General features: G+C 69.1%; 15 protein-coding genes and 3 pseudogenes. 14 read left to right on the plus strand and 4 right to left on the minus strand.

Going from position 1 to position 15,374, the window contains the following annotated elements; all coding sequences use genetic code 11:
* The first annotated feature begins 22 nt into the window (after positions 1-22).
* The 4 genes from ACIDOCELLA78_RS82625 to lnt all read left to right on the plus strand — a co-directional run bounded on the left by ACIDOCELLA78_RS82625 (position 23) and on the right by lnt (position 3,425).
* Positions 23-655 carry a methylthioribulose 1-phosphate dehydratase gene (locus ACIDOCELLA78_RS82625; RefSeq protein ID WP_374223220.1) on the plus strand — a complete coding sequence of 211 codons (633 nt, stop codon included), beginning with the start codon at positions 23-25 and terminating at the stop codon, positions 653-655.
* A complete protein-coding gene (locus ACIDOCELLA78_RS82630; protein ID WP_201727712.1) occupies positions 652-1,194 on the plus strand; it encodes an acireductone dioxygenase in 543 nt (180 codons plus the stop codon). Before ACIDOCELLA78_RS82625 ends, ACIDOCELLA78_RS82630 begins: the two co-directional genes overlap by 4 nt.
* Before the next feature lie 77 nt (positions 1,195-1,271).
* Complete coding sequence (gene mtnC, locus ACIDOCELLA78_RS82635; RefSeq protein ID WP_249675015.1) at positions 1,272-1,907, plus strand: acireductone synthase; 636 nt, start codon at positions 1,272-1,274, stop codon at positions 1,905-1,907.
* 12 nt (positions 1,908-1,919) lie between these two features.
* Positions 1,920-3,425: an apolipoprotein N-acyltransferase gene (gene lnt, locus ACIDOCELLA78_RS82640; protein WP_249675017.1), complete on the plus strand. Its 1,506-nt coding sequence runs from the start codon at positions 1,920-1,922 to the stop codon at positions 3,423-3,425.
* Between the two features lie 36 nt (positions 3,426-3,461).
* On the opposite strand, the gene ACIDOCELLA78_RS82645 is transcribed toward lnt, so the two are convergent.
* Positions 3,462-3,680 (minus strand): hypothetical protein, encoded by a 219-nt coding sequence (locus ACIDOCELLA78_RS82645; protein WP_201727713.1) that lies wholly within the window; start codon positions 3,678-3,680, stop codon positions 3,462-3,464.
* Between the two features lie 68 nt (positions 3,681-3,748).
* Between ACIDOCELLA78_RS82645 and ACIDOCELLA78_RS82650 the strand changes: the two genes are divergently transcribed.
* From ACIDOCELLA78_RS82650 to ACIDOCELLA78_RS82695, 10 genes and pseudogenes are all read left to right on the plus strand, one after another.
* The gene (locus ACIDOCELLA78_RS82650) at positions 3,749-4,234 is read left to right on the plus strand and encodes a helix-turn-helix domain-containing protein (protein WP_201727714.1); all 486 of its coding nucleotides are present in this window, start codon (positions 3,749-3,751) and stop codon (positions 4,232-4,234) included.
* A 64-nt stretch (positions 4,235-4,298) separates the two neighbouring features.
* Positions 4,299-4,969, plus strand: a pseudogene (rpe, locus tag ACIDOCELLA78_RS82655) (ribulose-phosphate 3-epimerase).
* 13 nt (positions 4,970-4,982) lie between these two features.
* The gene (locus ACIDOCELLA78_RS82660) at positions 4,983-6,437 is read left to right on the plus strand and encodes a heparinase II/III family protein (protein ID WP_249675019.1); all 1,455 of its coding nucleotides are present in this window, start codon (positions 4,983-4,985) and stop codon (positions 6,435-6,437) included.
* Positions 6,434-6,556 (plus strand): hypothetical protein, encoded by a 123-nt coding sequence (locus ACIDOCELLA78_RS82665; RefSeq protein WP_283770804.1) that lies wholly within the window; start codon positions 6,434-6,436, stop codon positions 6,554-6,556. Before ACIDOCELLA78_RS82660 ends, ACIDOCELLA78_RS82665 begins: the two co-directional genes overlap by 4 nt.
* A 4-nt stretch (positions 6,557-6,560) precedes the next feature.
* Positions 6,561-7,558, plus strand: a pseudogene (galE, locus tag ACIDOCELLA78_RS82670) (UDP-glucose 4-epimerase GalE).
* A 7-nt stretch (positions 7,559-7,565) separates the two neighbouring features.
* Complete coding sequence (locus tag ACIDOCELLA78_RS82675; protein ID WP_249675021.1) at positions 7,566-8,039, plus strand: glycosyltransferase; 474 nt, start codon at positions 7,566-7,568, stop codon at positions 8,037-8,039.
* On the plus strand, positions 8,015-8,689 hold the full coding sequence (locus ACIDOCELLA78_RS82680) for a glycosyltransferase (RefSeq protein WP_249675023.1): 675 nt from the start codon (positions 8,015-8,017) through the stop codon (positions 8,687-8,689). Before ACIDOCELLA78_RS82675 ends, ACIDOCELLA78_RS82680 begins: the two co-directional genes overlap by 25 nt.
* An 11-nt stretch (positions 8,690-8,700) precedes the next feature.
* On the plus strand, positions 8,701-9,168 hold the full coding sequence (locus ACIDOCELLA78_RS82685) for a CreA family protein (protein ID WP_201727715.1): 468 nt from the start codon (positions 8,701-8,703) through the stop codon (positions 9,166-9,168).
* A 15-nt stretch (positions 9,169-9,183) separates the two neighbouring features.
* Positions 9,184-10,725, plus strand: a complete 1,542-nt coding sequence (gene purH, locus ACIDOCELLA78_RS82690) for a bifunctional phosphoribosylaminoimidazolecarboxamide formyltransferase/IMP cyclohydrolase (protein WP_201727716.1) — start codon at positions 9,184-9,186, stop codon at positions 10,723-10,725.
* A gap of 5 nt (positions 10,726-10,730) precedes the next feature.
* Positions 10,731-11,288 carry a carboxymuconolactone decarboxylase family protein gene (locus ACIDOCELLA78_RS82695; RefSeq protein ID WP_201727717.1) on the plus strand — a complete coding sequence of 186 codons (558 nt, stop codon included), beginning with the start codon at positions 10,731-10,733 and terminating at the stop codon, positions 11,286-11,288.
* 39 nt (positions 11,289-11,327) lie between these two features.
* Here ACIDOCELLA78_RS82695 and parE read toward each other — a convergent pair whose 3' ends face one another.
* The 3 genes and pseudogenes from parE to aroA all read right to left on the minus strand — a co-directional run bounded on the left by parE (position 11,328) and on the right by aroA (position 15,286).
* Positions 11,328-13,289 carry a DNA topoisomerase IV subunit B gene (parE, locus tag ACIDOCELLA78_RS82700; RefSeq protein ID WP_201727718.1) on the minus strand — a complete coding sequence of 654 codons (1,962 nt, stop codon included), beginning with the start codon at positions 13,287-13,289 and terminating at the stop codon, positions 11,328-11,330.
* 25 nt (positions 13,290-13,314) lie between these two features.
* Positions 13,315-13,953: a d(CMP) kinase gene (locus tag ACIDOCELLA78_RS82705; protein WP_201727719.1), complete on the minus strand. Its 639-nt coding sequence runs from the start codon at positions 13,951-13,953 to the stop codon at positions 13,315-13,317.
* Positions 13,950-15,286: pseudogene (gene aroA, locus ACIDOCELLA78_RS82710) on the minus strand (3-phosphoshikimate 1-carboxyvinyltransferase). The gene ACIDOCELLA78_RS82705 and the pseudogene aroA overlap by 4 nt, the downstream one beginning before the upstream one ends.
* Positions 15,287-15,374 lie beyond the last annotated feature (88 nt).

Below are 15,374 nucleotides of genomic sequence, written 5' to 3' on the forward strand. Positions count from 1 at the left end.
CGGGCCGGGGCGAATGACCGCAATGCCATCCGCCAGCCAAGCGGACGCCGGGTCGGCCCTGGCGTCGCGTGCCGGCGAACTCGTCGCCATCGGCGCCCGCATGGACGGGAAAGGGTGGGTTCCGGCCTCGGCAGGCAATCTTTCCGCGCGCCTCGATGGCGAGCGGATCGCCATCACCCGCAGCGGCGTTCACAAGGGCCGGCTTGCGAGCGGCGATATCATCGAGGTCGGGATGGACGGGGCGGCGCTCCGCGCGGGCGACCGTCCGAGCGCGGAAACCCTCCTTCATTGCCAGATTTACCAGCAGTTTCCGGCCGCTGGCGCGGTGCTGCACGGCCATTCGGTGGCCGCGACCGCGCTGTCGCTGATCGACGGGGCGCCGCTGATCCACCTGGAGGGCTATGAGATCCTGAAGGCGTTTCCGGGGATTGAAACGCATCGGGCGACGGCCGCGCTGCCGGTATTCGAGAACGATCAGGACATGCGGCGGCTGGCGGCGACGATCGCCCCCGCGCTGCGGGCGGCGCCGATCGGGTATGTCCTGCGCGGCCATGGCGTCTATGCCTGGGGCGAGGACGTCGAGCGCAGTTTCTGGCGCCTCGAGGCGCTGGAATTCCTGCTGTCGTGTGAATGCGAACGGAGACGGATCAGATGAGCACGCTGAAAATCTTCAATGAAGCCGATGCCGGGACGCCGCTGGTCGTCACCTCGGACGCGGCCGAGATCGCGTCCGAACTCAAGGCGATCGGCGTGCGGTTCGAGCGCTGGGAAAGCCCGGTCGTGCTGGCGCCGGAGGCCGCGCCCGAGGAGATCCTGCACGCCTATCGCCCTTATCTCGATCGGCTGATGGGAGAGACCGGGGCGGGGTCGGCGGATGTCATCAAGATGACGCCGGACCATCCCCAGGCGGCGGCGCTGCGCGACAAGTTCCTCAGCGAGCATATCCATACCGAGGATGAGGTCCGGTTTTTCGTGCGCGGTTCCGGCCATTTCGTCATGCATCTCGACGGGCGCGTCTACGACGCGCATTGCGCCGAGGGCGATCTGATCTCGGTGCCGGCGAATACGCGGCACTGGTTCGACGCGGGGTCGGCTCCGGATTTCATCGCGTTGCGGATCTTCACGGATACATCGGGCTGGGTGGCGCATTTTACCGGCGACGAGATCAGCGCGCGCTTCCCGGTCGCGGCCTGAGCCGGTCGATCGGTCGTGACCGTCAGACCCGAACTGCTGCTTCTCGATATCGAGGGACGATCGCGCCGATCAGCTTCGTGCACGACGTGCTGTTTCCCTATGCGCGCGACCGGCTCGCCGGCTTCGTCTCGGCGCATGCCGGCGAGGCGGATATCGCGGCGGCGCTCGCCGAACTCGACACGATCGCCCCTGGCGCGCCGCCGGTGGCGACGCTGCTCGAACTGATGGATCGCGACGCCAAGATCGGGCCGCTCAAGCTCATCCAGGGGCGAATCTGGGCTGAAGGCTTCGCCGCCGGCGAGCTGACGGGCCGGCTCTACCCGGATGTGGCGCCGGCATTGCGGGCGTGGCGGGCGGGCGGCTTGCGGCTCGCCATCTACTCGTCCGGATCGGAGGAGGCCCAGCGCCTTCTGCTTCGCCATACGGCGGACGGGGATCTGACGGGGTTGTTCGACCAGTTTTTCGATACCCGGATCGGCGGCAAGCGGGACGCCGCGAGCTATGCGGCGATCGCCCGCGCGCTGGGGCTCGCGCCGGCGCAGGTGCTGTTTCTGTCCGACGTCGCGGCCGAACTCGCCGCCGCCGCGGCCGCGGGGCTGAAGACCACGCAGATCGTGCGCGCCGAGGATCAGACGATCGCCTCCCCCGATCATCCGACGGCACCCGATATCGCCGCGGTCATGGCGTCTCTCGGCTGTAGCGATCTCGTCTAGGAACCATCGGACATGACCTCCATCGACCGACTTGCCGCCCGCGTGCCGGCACGGCTGCGCGGCGATGCCTGGCAGTGTTTCGCGCTGGGCCTGCTCGCCGCAATCGCGTTGCCGCCGTTCCATCTGCTGCCGGTGCTGTGGTTCGTGGTGCCAGCACTGCTGGCGCGGCTCGCGCGGGCGGGCGGATGGCGCCGCGCCGCGTGGCTCGGCTGGTGTTTCGGGGTCGGCTTCAACCTGCTGGGACTGTTCTGGGTGACCGAGCCGATGCTCATCATGGCGTCGGATTTCTGGTGGGCGATACCGATCGCGGCGCCGGCAATCGCCGTCGCCACGGCGGTTTACATGATCCTGCCGGCTCTCGCGGTCTTCGCCGTTCGCCCCCGCAATCGGGCGGGGCGATTGTCCGCCGTGCTGCTGTTCGCCGGCGCGCTGGTGCTGTCGAACCTTGCCCAGGAATTCCTCGTCACGGGGTTCCCGTGGAATTACTGGGGGGCCGACTGGGCGTTTTCCGGTCATCTCGGCCTCGCGATGATCCAGCCGGCGGCGATTGGCGGCATTTTCCTTCTGACCCTGCTGACGGCGATCGCCGCGGGGCTGCCATATGTCGGCCGGGCGGGCTGGATCGGCAGCGCCGTGCTGGTCGCGGCATGGGCGGGTTATGGAGTCGCGCGCACGGCCGCGGGCCCCGCCCCGGCGAGCCGCTATACCGTCGCGCTGCTCCAGCCCGATTTCGCCGTGCCGGGCAGTTTCACCCAGCCCGCGCTGCAGGCGCGCTGGCGGCGCGATCTTGCTCTGACCCGCGAGGCCCTGGCCAAGGCGGGCAAGGGGGATGACATCGTTGTCTGGCCCGAGACGGCGAGCCCGGCGCTGCTCCAGACCGATGCCTCCGCCCGCGCCGCGATCGCCGCGATCGCCGGCGACACGCCCGTGCTCGCCGGCTCGTTCCGCCTCGCGGCCGACGGGAGCATGCGCAATTCGCTGGTCGCCGTGAAGGGGAGTGGCCCGGCCGTTGCCTGGTACGACAAATGGAAGCTCGTTCCGTTCGGCGAATACACGCCGGGCTGGTTGCCGCTGAAGGTGACGCCGGGCGGCGGGTTCACGCCCGGCCCCGGCCCGCGAACGCTGCATGTGCCGGGCGTTCCGCCGGTGGGGCCGATGATATGTTACGAATCGATCTTCGCGGGGCTGATCGTCGACCCGCGCGATCGCCCGGCGTGGTTGTTGAACGTCAGCGACAATGCGTGGTTCGGCGACACGACGGGCCCCTATCAGGATTTCGCCACGACCCGGCTGCGCGCCGTGGAAGAGGGATTGCCGCTCGTTGTCGATACCAATTCCGGAATTTCCGCGGTCATCGGCCCGCATGGCCGGGTCGACGCAACATTGGGGCTCGATCGCGCGGGGTTCTGGTTGATAAACTTCCAGTTGCGCTGCCGCCGACGCCGTTCGGTCGTTTCGGCATCACAATGGCGGGAATCCTGGGCTTTTACACGCTTGTTCTGGGGCTGGTTTGTCTGATCGTATCGATCACCGTGACATGAGACGGGGCTGGTCTCATTGTCTTAAAAATAATTCAAGCTTGTGTATTTGAGGCGCGGTCACTATTGTAGATAGTGGTTGATGGTTGGTGGTGCCGACCTCTGGTAGCGAGGTCCAGCCATCTAGATATTTTCTTAATTTTTGTATCTTAACCGGTTTTGAAGCTTGTGCAGGCATGATGTTTTTCTCGCGGTGGGCTATCGGAACGGCCGATGCGAAACAGACAGGCGTCATCCTCATATCCCCGGCGGCGCGGTTCGTGGCCGTTTGCGGGGCCGGTTGGTGTCGCTGAGGAATAGGAAATGAGTTCAAACGGTGGTGACACCAGTGACCGCAGTGAGCGGGATGGCCGGCCCAGCCCGATCGACGTGCATGTCGGCTCCCGGATTCGGCTGCGGCGGACGCTGCTCGGCATGTCGCAGGAAAAGCTGGGTGACGCGCTGGGGCTGACGTTCCAGCAGGTGCAGAAATACGAGCGCGGGGTGAACCGGGTGGGCGCGTCCCGCCTGTTCGACATTTCCCGCGTTCTGGATGTGCCGATCAGCTTCTTCTTCGACGACATGCCGGAGGGGATGAACGAGATGCCGATGTCCGGCCCGCGCGGCCGCAGCAACGGCCTGTCCGAGGCTCAGGAGCCGTTCGGCATCGGGCTCGACGACCAGATGACCAAGCGGGAGACGCTGGAGCTGGTGCGCGCCTATTACCGGATCACCGAGCCCACGGTGCGCAAGCGCATGTTCGACCTGATCAAGTCGCTCGCGCCGGCCGATTCCTTTCCGACGGAATAAACTTGCGGGCGGCGGTGACGCGTGCGCTTGTGGTTGAGCGAGTCTCCTGGCTACATTACCGTCCATGAGCGCAACGTCCCGCCTTTCGCCGATCATCGCCCCGAGTCTGCTCGCCGCCGATTTCGGCCGGCTCCGTGAGGAGGTCGCCGCCGTCGAGCGCGGCGGCGCGCACTGGCTGCATCTTGACGTGATGGACGGCCACTTCGTGCCGAATATCAGTTTCGGCGCGCTGGTGCTGAAGGCGTTGCGGCCGCATACCCAGCTCGCCTTCGACGTTCATCTGATGATCGCGCCGGCCGATCCCTATCTCGCGGATTTCGCGAAGGCCGGCGCCGATCATGTGAGCGTTCATGTCGAGGCGGGGCCCCATCTGCATCGCTCGCTGCAGACGATCCGCGATCTCGGTCTCAAGGCCGGGGTCGCCATCAACCCGGCGACGCCGGCCGAATCGGTGCGGCATGTGCTGGATCTCGTCGACATCATCAATGTCATGACCGTCAATCCAGGATTCGGCGGCCAGTCCTTCCTCGACAGCCAGTTGTCCAAGATCGCCGAACTCCGCCGCATGATCACGGAGACCGGACGCGAGATCCGCATCGAGACGATGGCGGCATCGACCCGGCATCCGCCCCGCGTGCCCTGAACGCCGGGGCGGACGTGCTGATCGCCGGCAGCGCGATCTTCGGCAAGCCGGACTACGCGGCCGCGATCGCGGCTTTGAGGGCGAGCGGTTGAAGCGGAGGGAATGATGCGCGGCGCGAGACAGTGGGTTGCCCGGCTCGCGACCTTGCGTGGTGGCAACGTGCCCGACGCTCCCTCGGTCGCGCTGCGCGATCCCTGGCCCGGCGAACCGGCTCGCGGCGCGCGCATCATCAAGGGGGAAATCGAATACCAGAATGTGGTGCGGCCGCTCCGCCCCGGACTGTTTCACGAGAATGACGGCTCGCCGGTGTTTGTCGCCCATATCCAGGGGTTCACCTGGCTGCGCGACCTGCGGGCGCTGGGGACCGACGCGGCGCGCACCCGGGCGCGGGCGCTCGTTGCCGACTGGATCCGCTGTGAGGCCCTGCCGCCGCTGGCGGAGGCGCCGGAGGTCACCGGCGCGCGGATCGCCGCGTGGCTCGGCCATTACGATTTCTTCGCCGCCTCGGCCGACGACGATTTCCGCCAGATATTGATGTCCCGCCTGGTGGCGGAGTCGCGGATGCTGTCGGCGAACCTGCCGGCGGAGGCGCGCGACGCGAGAGCCTTCACCGCGATCAAGGGATTGATCGCCGCGGCGGTGGCGCTGCCGGAGCATGGCGGCTTCATGCAGCGGGCGCTGCGCTTCCTCGTGCCGGAAGTCGAACGCCAGATTCTTCCCGACGGGTCTCATGTCGAGCGGAGCCCGGCGGTTCATTTCGCGGTGCTGCAGGATCTGACCGAAATTCGCGCATTGCTGCAACTCGCCCGGGCCGAGGTGCCGCCGCAATTGCCCGGCGCCATCGAGCGGCTGGCCATCGGGTTGCGCGCCTTGCGGCATGGCGATGGCGGCCTCGCCCTGTTCAACGGCACCAGCGAGGACTGGCCGAACCTGATCGACCTGGTGCTGAGCCAGGCGGGGCGCACCGGGCGAAGCGCGTCGGCCCTGACGGGGGCGGGGTTCCACCGGCTTGCCGCCGGCCGGTCGCTCGTGGTTGTCGATGCCGGGCCGGCGCCGGGCCCGGGAGTCGACCGTTTCGCTCATGCGGGAACCCTGTCGTTCGAATTTTCCGTCGGGCGCGACCGGCTGATCGTGAATTGCGGCGCCGCTCCGGCCGCATCGAGCGGCTGGCGCGATGCGCTGCGCAACACCGCCGCCCATTCCACCCTCGTCGTCGCCGACGTGTCCTCGTCGGAACTGGTCGAGCAGGGGCTCGGGCGGCGTCCCGCCCATGTCGAGGTGCAGCGCCAGGAGGCGAATGGCGCGCACTGGATCGAAGCCAGTCACGATGGCTGGCGGAAGGTGCTGGGCGTCGTGCATCGCCGCCGTCTTTATCTCGCCGAGAGCGGCGACGACCTGCGCGGCGAGGACAGTATCGAGGCGGACCAGCCGCAGCCGTTCACGCTGCGGTTTCATCTGCATCCGAACGTCACCGCGAGCCTCCAGCAGGATGGGGAAGGGGCGCTGCTCCGCCTCGCCTCGGGGCAGGGTGGCGGTTGCGCGCGGGCGGCGCGACGATGAGCATCGAGGAAAGCATCTATTTCGGCGGGCCGGAGCCGCGCCGCGCGGAACAGATCGTGCTGACCGGAACGCCCGATGGTCCGCAGCAGGTGAAATGGGCATTGACCAGGATGGGTTGACCGGATGTCACGAATCATGCTCACCGGCGGTGCCGGTTTCATCGGCTCGCATACCGCCGTGGTGTTGCTGGAGCGCGGCCACGACGTCGTGCTGCTCGACGATTTTTCCAATGCGGCCAGGGACGTGCCGGACCGGCTGCACCGGATTACCGGCGTCACCGTTCCGGTCATCGAGGCGGATATCCGCGATCCGGAGGCAATGCGCGCCGCGTTCGCCGCCTTTCCGATCGATGCGGTCGTTCATTTCGCGGCGAAGAAGGCGGTCGGCGAGAGCGAAAGCGATCCGCTGCTCTATTTCGACGTCAACATCCTCGGCACGATCCGCCTGCTCGCGGCGATGCGCGATGCCGGGGTCGGCCGGCTGGTGTTTTCCTCCTCGGCCACGGTCTATGGCGAGCCGGATATCTGCCCGATTTCCGAATCGGCCCCGCTGCGCGTCACCAATGTCTATGGCCGGACCAAGATGGTGATGGAGGGATGATCGAGGATCTCTCGCGCACCGGCGTGCTCGCCGCCTCGGCGATCCTGCGCTATTTCAACCCGGTCGGCGCGCATCCCTCCGGCCTGATCGGCGAGGACCCGCGCGGCGTGCCGGCCAACCTGATGCCCTATCTCTGCCAGGTCGCGGCGGGGCAGCGGCCGCATCTCACCGTGTTCGGCGACGATTACCCGACGCATGACGGCACCGGCGTGCGCGACTTCATTCATGTGATGGACCTCGCCGAGGCCCATGCCGCCGCGGTCGATCGCATCCTCGCGCAGGATGGCGGCTTCACCGTCAATCTCGGCACCGGCACCGGCTATTCGGTGCTCGACCTCGTCCACGCCTTCAAGGCGGCGACGGGGATCGACGTGCCGTATCAGGTCGGCCCCCGCCGGCCCGGCGATGTCGCGGCCTGCTACGCCGATCCGGGGCTCGCGGCCAGCCTGCTCGGCTGGCGCGCCAGCCGCGGCGTGCAGGACATGTGCCGCGATGCCTGGCTCTGGCAGAGCGGGCGCTGAGCCGCACTTGGGTCGCCACGTCGTCTTCCTCATCGGGGAGGACTGGTTTTTCCGCTCGCATTTCCGCGCCCGCGCCCTGGCGGCGCGGGCGGCAGGCTGGCGCGTCACCATCCTCACCCGCACCGGCGATGCCGCCGCGGCGTTGCGCGCCGAGGGGTTCGAGGTGATCGACGTCGACTTTCGCCGCGCCCGCCTCAACCCGCTCGCGGAGTTGCGGCTGCTGCGCTCGATCGCGGGCCATTATCGGGCGCTCAAACCCGATCTCGCGCATCATGTCGCGCTGAAGCCCATTCTTCTGGGCAGTCTTGCCGCCGCGCTCGCGCGCGTTCCGGCCGTCATCAACGCGCCGGTGGGGCAGGGATTCGTCTTCACGTCGACGAGCCTGAAGGCGCGCCTGCTCCGCCCGGCGGTCAGTCTCGGCCTGCGGCTGGCGATGGGGGGCGCGGCGCGCTCGGCGTGTTCGAGAATCGGGAGGATCTGACCGCCATGACCGCCTCGGGCGCGCTCGGGTCCGACCGGGCGTATCTGATCCGGGGCGCCGGCGTCGACCTCGCTGCGTATCGTCCGCATGCGCCGCCCGCCGGGACGGTGCGCATCGTGCTCGGCGCGCGCATGCTGGCGGACAAGGGGGTCAGGGAATTCATCGAGGCCGCGCGGCTTCTGCGTCTACGCGGCGTCGTTGCCGAATGCGTTCTGGCGGGCGGTCCTGATCCGCAGAACCCGGCAAGTCTCGACGAATCGGAGCTGCGGCGCGCCACGGCGGCGACCTGGCTGGGGCCGATCGCCGACATGGCCGGCTTGCTGGCCACCTGTCACGTTGCCTGTCTGCCGTCCTATCGCGAGGGGTTGCCGAAATTCCTGCTGGAGGCGATGGCGTCGGGCCTGCCTTGCGTGGCGACGGATGTCGTCGGCTGCCGGGAGGCGGTGGCGGATGGGCAAAGCGGCGTGCTGGTGCCGCCGCGCGACCCGGTGGCGTTGGCCGATGCGCTGGAGCGCCTCGTCGCCGACCCTGCGCTGCGGGCCCGCATGGGGGCGGCGGGACGTGCGCGGGCGGAAACCCTGTTCGCCGACGAGGTGGTTTGCGCGGCGACGCTCGCGGTCTATGAACGCGCCATTCGACACGACGTTTGACAGGGGATGGCATGATCAGGCGGCTCGCACTTCTCGGCATCATGGCCGGGGCCTGGGCGCTGGCGGCGGCAACGGCGCGGGCGGAGACGCGGATCGGCGCGGTCTCGACCAATTTCCGGCTGCTCGGCGCGAACGACAAGGTGGTGGTCGAACGGCTCGACGATCCGAAAATCCCCCAGATCGCCTGCTATGCGAGTTTCGCGAAGACCGGCGGGGTGAAGGGCAGCCTGGGTGTGGCGACCGATCCGTCGCGCTTCGCCCTTTCCTGTGTCGCCACCGGGCCAATCACGCTGCCGGCCGACCTGCCGGCGAAGCAGCAGATCGCCGCGATCTCGGCCTCCTTCCTGGTCAAGCATTTCGACCTCTACCGCCTGGTCGATCCCGATCACAAGGCGGTCGTCTATGTGCTGATCAGCACGAAAATAATTCACGGCTCGCCGGCCAACGCCGTCTCCGCCGTTCCCGTTTCCGGACACTGACAGACGAGGTTTGCCATGAGCGACAGAGTGAACATCCGACGGGCCCTCATCTCGGTGTCCGACAAGACGGGGCTGGTCGAGCTTGGCCGCGCGCTGGCGGCGGCGGGCGTGGAAATCCTCTCCACGGGCGGGTCCGCCCGCGCGCTGCGCGAGGCCGGGATCGCGGTTGTCGAGGTGGCGGATTACACGGGCGTTCCCGAAATGCTCGACGGGCGGGTGAAGACGCTGGTGCCGAAGATCCATGGCGGGTTGCTCGGCCGGCGCGACCTGCCCGAGCATCTGGCGCAGATGCAGCGGCACGACATCCCGCCGATCGACCTGCTCGCGGTCAATCTCTACCCGTTCGAGGAAACGGTCGCGAAGGGCGCGGATTTCGAAACCTGTGTCGAGAATATCGATATCGGCGGCCCGGCGCTGATCCGCGCGGCGGCGAAGAACCACGATTCGGTGGCGGTTCTCACCGGCCCCGCGCAGTATGACGACCTCATCGCGGCGCTGGCCGCCGGCGGGACGACGCTCGCGCAGCGCCGCCGCCTCGCCGCCGCCGCCTATGCCCGCACCGCCGCCTATGACGCGGCGATTTCCGCCTGGTTCGCGCGGCAGACCGGCGAGATGTTCCCGCCGCATCTGGCCCTCGCCGGCGCCCGCCAGCAGATGCTGCGCTATGGCGAGAACCCGCATCAGTCCGCCGCGTTCTATCGCAGCGGCAACCGCCCCGGCGTCGCCACCGCGCGGCAGGTGCAGGGCAAGGAACTCTCCTACAACAACATCAACGACACCGATGCCGCCTTCGAGTGCGTCGCCGAGTTCGACCGGCCGGCGGTGGTGATCGTCAAGCACGCCAATCCGTGCGGCGTCGCCCTCGGCGCCGATCTGGCCGCGGCCTGGGACCGCGCGCTGGCGTGCGACCCGGTTTCGGCGTTTGGCGGGATCATCGCGGTCAACCGCCCGCTCGACGCCGCCGCGGCCGAGAAGATGGCCAGCATCTTCTCCGAGGTGATCATCGCGCCGGATGCCGCGCCCGATGCGGTGGAACTGCTCGCCCGGAAGAAGAATCTCCGCCTGCTGCTCACCGGCGGCCTGCCCGATCCGGCGGAACCGGGCCTTGCCTGGCGCAGCGTCGCCGGCGGCTTCCTCGCCCAGACCCGCGATGCCGGGCGGATTGGCCGCGACGATCTGAAAGTCGTCACCCAGCGCGCCCCGACCAGCGCCGAGTTCGCCGATCTGCTGTTCGCCTTCCGCGTGGCCAAGCATGTGAAGTCGAACGCGATCATCTACGCGAAGGCGGGGGCGACCACCGGCATTGGCGCGGGGCAGATGAGCCGCGTCGATTCCTCGCGGATCGCGGCACAGAAGGGCGGGGAGGGGATTCCGGGTTCGGTCGTCGCGTCCGACGCGTTCTTTCCCTTCGCCGACGGGCTTGTGGCCGCGATCGAGGCGGGGGCGACGGCGGTGATCCAGCCCGGCGGCTCGATCCGCGACAACGAGGTGATCGAGGCGGCCGATGCCGCCGGGATCGCGATGGTTTTCACCGGCATGCGCCATTTCAGGCATTGATCGACATGACCCACACGCCCCGCCTTGGACTGCCCGACCTCTCGCGGATGAGCGAGGCCCAGCGCGCCGCGCACGACGCCATCGCCTCCGGCCCGCGCGGCCGCGTCGAGGGGCCGCTCGCGGTGTGGCTGCACAGCGCCGAGCTTGCCAACAATGCCCAGGCCCTCGGCGCGTTCTGCCGTTTCGGCTCCTCGCTGCCGCCGCGCCTGTCGGAACTCGCGATTCTGGTGATGGGATCTTACTGGCGCGCCGGGTTCGAATGGTACATCCACGCGCCGATCGCGGCCAAGGCCGGCGTGCCGGAGACGGTCATCGCCGCGATCAAGGCGGGCGAAACGCCGGTCTTCGCCGAGCCGGACGCAAGGGCGGTGCATGATTTCGCCCGCGAACTGCTCACCGCGCGGGAGGTGTCGGACGCGACCTATGCTTTCGCGCGCCGCCAGCTCGGCGATCGCGGTCTCGTCGATCTGGTCGGGATTCTGGGGTATTACGGGCTGATTTCCATGACCATCAAGGCCTTCCGGGTGCCGGTGCCGGAGGGCGAGACCGAGCCTTTCGCCTGACGCCACCCGTCATGCTCATCGAGAGCATGACGGCACGGCTCAGATATCCAGCTCCTGCACGCTCGATGCGTGATCCTGGATGAAGCGGAAGCGCAGCTCGGGTTTCCGCCCCATCAGGCTCTCGACGATGTCCGCCGTTTCCGCCCGTGTCTCGGGCGGGGCGAGAACGCGCAGCAGCACCCGGCGCTTCGGGTCCATCGTGGTTTCCTTGAGGATGGCCGGGGGCATCTCGCCAAGCCCCTTGAAGCGGCTGATCTCCACCTTGGCATTTGCCTTGAACGCCGTCTTGATCAGCCGGTCGCGCTCGGCATCGTCCATCGCGTAGACCGACCTGCCGCCCTGGGTGAGGCGGTAGAGCGGCGGCTGGGCGAGATAGACATGGCCGCCGCGGATCAGTTCCGGCAGCTCGCGGTAGAAGAACGTCATCAGCAGCGAGGCGATGTGGGCGCCGTCGACATCGGCGTCGGTCATGATGATGATCCGGCCGTAGCGCAGCGCGTCGATCTGGAACCGGTCGCCGACGCCGCAGCCGAGCGCCTCGATCAAATCCTTGAGTTCCTGGTTCTGCCGCAGCTTCTCGGTGGAGGCGGAGGCGACGTTGAGGATCTTGCCGCGCAGCGGCAGCACGGCCTGGGTTTCGCGGTTGCGCGCCTGCTTGGCCGAGCCGCCGGCCGAATCGCCCTCGACCAGGAACAATTCGGTATCCTCGCGGCTTTCGCGCGAGCAGTCGGTCAGCTTGCCGGGCAGGCGCAGGCGCCGGGTGGCCGATTTGCGGGGCGTGTCCTTCTGCTCGCGGCGGCGGATGCGCTCCTCCGCGCGCTCGATCACGAAGGCGAGGAGGTTGTCGGCATTCGCCGGGTCGCCGGTGAGGACATGCTCGAACCGGTCGCGCAGCGCCGCCTCGGTCAGTTTCTGCGCCTCGGGCGAGGTGAGTTTTTCCTTGGTCTGGCCCTGGAATTGCGGGTCGCGGATGAAGAGGGACAGCTTGGCGGCGAGCGCGCCGGCCACGTCCTCGGCGGTGATCACCGCGGCGCGCTTGTTGCCGCGCTGCTCGCCGAAGCCGCGCAGGCCCTTGAGCAGGGCGGCGCGGAACCCGGCCTCGTGGGTGCCGCCGAGCGTCGTCGGGATCGTGTTGCAATAGGTCGCGAGCGAGGCCTCGCCGGCGTCCAGCCAGGCGCAGGCCCATTCGATTCGCCCGGCATCGTCCGGCAGGTCGGCCTGGCCGGCCCAGACCGGGGCGACGAGCTTCGGCGCCGCCCCCAGCTCCTCCGCCAGCGAATCGGCGAGGCCGCCGGGGAAGTGCAGTTCCGCCTGCGCCGGCACATCGGCGCCGGCGGCGATCAGCGAGGCGTCGCACGCCCAACGGATCCGCACGCCGCGGAACAGATAGGCCTTCGAGCGGCACATCCGGTAGAGCCGGGCCGGGCTGAACTTCTTGTCGCCGAAAATCTCGGGGTCGGGGACGAACCGGATCAGCGTGCCGCGCCGGTTCGGCGCCGCGCCGGCATTGACCAGCTTGGTCAGCGGCTTGCCGCGGGCATAGTCCTGCCTCCAGAGGGTTTTCTCGCGCGCGACCTCGACTTCCAGCCGCTCGGCCAGCGCGTTCACCACCGAGGAGCCGACGCCGTGCAGGCCGCCCGACGTGGCATAGGCCTTGCCGGCGAACTTGCCGCCCGAATGCAGCGTGGTGAGGATCACCTCGAGCGCCGACTTGTCGCGGAATTTCGGATGCGGGTCGACCGGAATGCCGCGGCCGTTGTCGCGCACCGCGAGCAGGTTGCCGGGGGCCAGCGTCATCTCGATGACCGAGGCGTGACCGGCCACGGCCTCGTCCATCGCGTTGTCGAGCAATTCGGCGGCGAGGTGGTGCATCGCCGTGTCGTCGGTGCCGCCGATATACATGCCGGGGCGGCGGCGAACCGGCTCCAGCCCTTCGAGAACCTCGATGTCCTTGGCGGAATAGCTCGCCTGGCCGGCGCCCTGCTCGAACAGATCGGTCACGCTGTCTCCTCTGGTCCGGGCGGGGTCAGCCCCGCGCAAGTACCTTGTTCACCAGATCGGCCGCCGCGGTAAAGGCATGATCGGCGTCCATCTCGCTGGTATCGAGCAGCAGGGCGTCCTCTGCCTGCATCAGCGGGGCGGCGGCGCGGGCGCGGTCGGCCGCGTCGCGGGCGGCAAGCTCGGCGCGTACGGAGTCGTATCCCGGGTCGATCCCGTGGGCGAGGCGCTCCAGATGCCGGCGCTTCGCCCGCACGTCGAGCGAGGCGGTGACGAAGAGTTTCACGTCCGCCGCGGGGAACACGATGGTGCCGATATCCCGCCCGTCGAGCACAGCGCCGGAGGCGTCGGCGAAGCGGCGCTGGAAGTCGAGCAGCGCGGCGCGGACCGGCTTGATCGAGGCGACGGCGCTGGCCGCGCGGTCGACCTCCGGGGTGCGCAGGTCGCCGCGTTCGAGATCGAGCCGGCCGAGCGTGCGGGCCTGTTCCGCGCTGGCCGCGGGATCGGCCGGATCGCCGCCACGGTCGAGCACGCGCCGCGCCACCGCGCGGTAGAGCAGGCCGGTGTCGAGATAGGGCAGGTTGAAGGCGGCGGCGAGTCGGCGCGCCAGCGTGCCCTTGCCGGAGGCGGCCGGCCCGTCGATCGCGATGACGATCGGCCGGGTCATGCCGCCGCCTCGATCGCCGCGCCGAGTCCGCGCATCAGCGGCAGGAAGCCGGGGAAGCTGGTGTCGATGAAGCGCGCATCGTCGATCGTCACCGGCGTCTCGGTGGCGAGGCCGAGCACGAGCGCGCTCATCGCCAGGCGATGATCCATGTGCGTCGCCACCGTGGCGCCGCCGCGGGCGCCGCCGCCGGCGATGACGAGGTCGTCGTCCTCCACATGCGCCTTCACGCCGTTGGCGGCGAGCATGGCGAGTGTCGCGGCCAGGCGGTCGCTCTCCTTGACCCGCAGTTCCGCGAGGCCGCGCAGCCGCGAGGTGCCGCGCGCCATCGCGCAGGCGACGGCGAGGATCGGGTATTCGTCGATCATCGAGGGGGCGCGGTCCGCCGGCACATCGACGGCGCGCAGGTCGGAGGCGGTGACGATGAGGTCGCCCACGGGCTCGCCGCCGGCCTCGCGGGCGTTCACGATCTCGATCGCAGCCCCCATTTCGCGCAGGGTGAGGAACAGGCCCGTGCGCAGCGGGTTCAGCCCGACGCCCTCGATCGTGACGCGCGAGCCCGGCACGATCAGCGCGGCGACGATCGGGAAGGCGGCCGAGGACGGGTCGCCGGGAACCACGACATCCGCGCCGCGCAGCTCCGGCTGCCCGCGCAGGCGGATCAGCTTGCCGGTTCCGTGGGAGACGACATCGACCTCGGCGCCGAAATGCCGGAGCATGTTCTCGGAATGGTCGCGGGTGGGTTCCGGTTCCTCGATTTCGGTGACGCCGCGGGCGTTCAGCCCGGCGAGCAGCAGCGCCGACTTCACCTGCGCGGAGGCGACCGGCAGGCGATAGGAGAGCGGCATCGCCTCGGCTGTGCCGCGCACCGACAGCGGCAGGCGCCCGCCCTCGCGCGCGGTGAAGACGGCGCCGGTCGCGCCCAGCGGGTCGATCACCCGGCGCATCGGCCGGCGGCGCAGCGAGGCGTCGCCGGTCATGACCGCGAAAATGTCGTGGCTCGCGAGAATGCCGCAGAGCAGCCGCGCGGCGGTGCCGGAATTGCCCATGTCCAGCACGTCGTCCGGGCTTTGCAGCCGCCGATGCCGGGGCCGGAGGCGCGCCACGCGCCCGGGCCGGTGCGCTCCACCGTAGCGCCCAGCGCCCGCATGGCGGCGGCGGTGCGCAGCACGTCCTCGCCTTCCAGCAGACCGGAAATCCGGGTTTCGCCGACGGCGAGGCCGGCGAACATGAGGGCGCGGTGGGAGATCGACTTGTCGCCCGGAACCGTGATCGCGCCGGCGAGCGGCGTGGCGGGGCGGCGGGATGTCTGGGGAAACGCGGCAACAGGTTCCATGGCGCGGCGCTTACCACGAGTGGGCGAATTTGCCAGCCATGATTGTCGACCGCGTTCAGGGTTTGACAAGCGGGGCGATGGGTGGCAT

It is taken from the genome of Acidocella sp. C78 (genome assembly GCF_907164655.1).

What these genes read in the sequence shown, in the direction of transcription:
- ACIDOCELLA78_RS82695 (WP_201727717.1), top strand. Translation starts at nt 10,731, where the DNA reads ATGACCCACACGCCCCGCCTTGGACTGCCCGACCTCTCGCGGATGAGC.
- ACIDOCELLA78_RS82650 (WP_201727714.1), top strand. Translation starts at nt 3,749, where the DNA reads ATGAGTTCAAACGGTGGTGACACCAGTGACCGCAGTGAGCGGGATGGC.
- ACIDOCELLA78_RS82630 (WP_201727712.1), top strand. Translation starts at nt 652, where the DNA reads ATGAGCACGCTGAAAATCTTCAATGAAGCCGATGCCGGGACGCCGCTG.
- purH (WP_201727716.1), top strand. Translation starts at nt 9,184, where the DNA reads ATGAGCGACAGAGTGAACATCCGACGGGCCCTCATCTCGGTGTCCGAC.
- ACIDOCELLA78_RS82685 (WP_201727715.1), top strand. Translation starts at nt 8,701, where the DNA reads ATGATCAGGCGGCTCGCACTTCTCGGCATCATGGCCGGGGCCTGGGCG.
- ACIDOCELLA78_RS82665 (WP_283770804.1), top strand. Translation starts at nt 6,434, where the DNA reads ATGAGCATCGAGGAAAGCATCTATTTCGGCGGGCCGGAGCCGCGCCGC.
- lnt (WP_249675017.1), top strand. Translation starts at nt 1,920, where the DNA reads ATGACCTCCATCGACCGACTTGCCGCCCGCGTGCCGGCACGGCTGCGC.
- ACIDOCELLA78_RS82660 (WP_249675019.1), top strand. Translation starts at nt 4,983, where the DNA reads ATGCGCGGCGCGAGACAGTGGGTTGCCCGGCTCGCGACCTTGCGTGGT.
- ACIDOCELLA78_RS82625 (WP_374223220.1), top strand. Translation starts at nt 23, where the DNA reads ATGCCATCCGCCAGCCAAGCGGACGCCGGGTCGGCCCTGGCGTCGCGT.
- ACIDOCELLA78_RS82645 (WP_201727713.1), bottom strand. Translation starts at nt 3,680, where the DNA reads ATGACGCCTGTCTGTTTCGCATCGGCCGTTCCGATAGCCCACCGCGAG.
- ACIDOCELLA78_RS82705 (WP_201727719.1), bottom strand. Translation starts at nt 13,953, where the DNA reads ATGACCCGGCCGATCGTCATCGCGATCGACGGGCCGGCCGCCTCCGGC.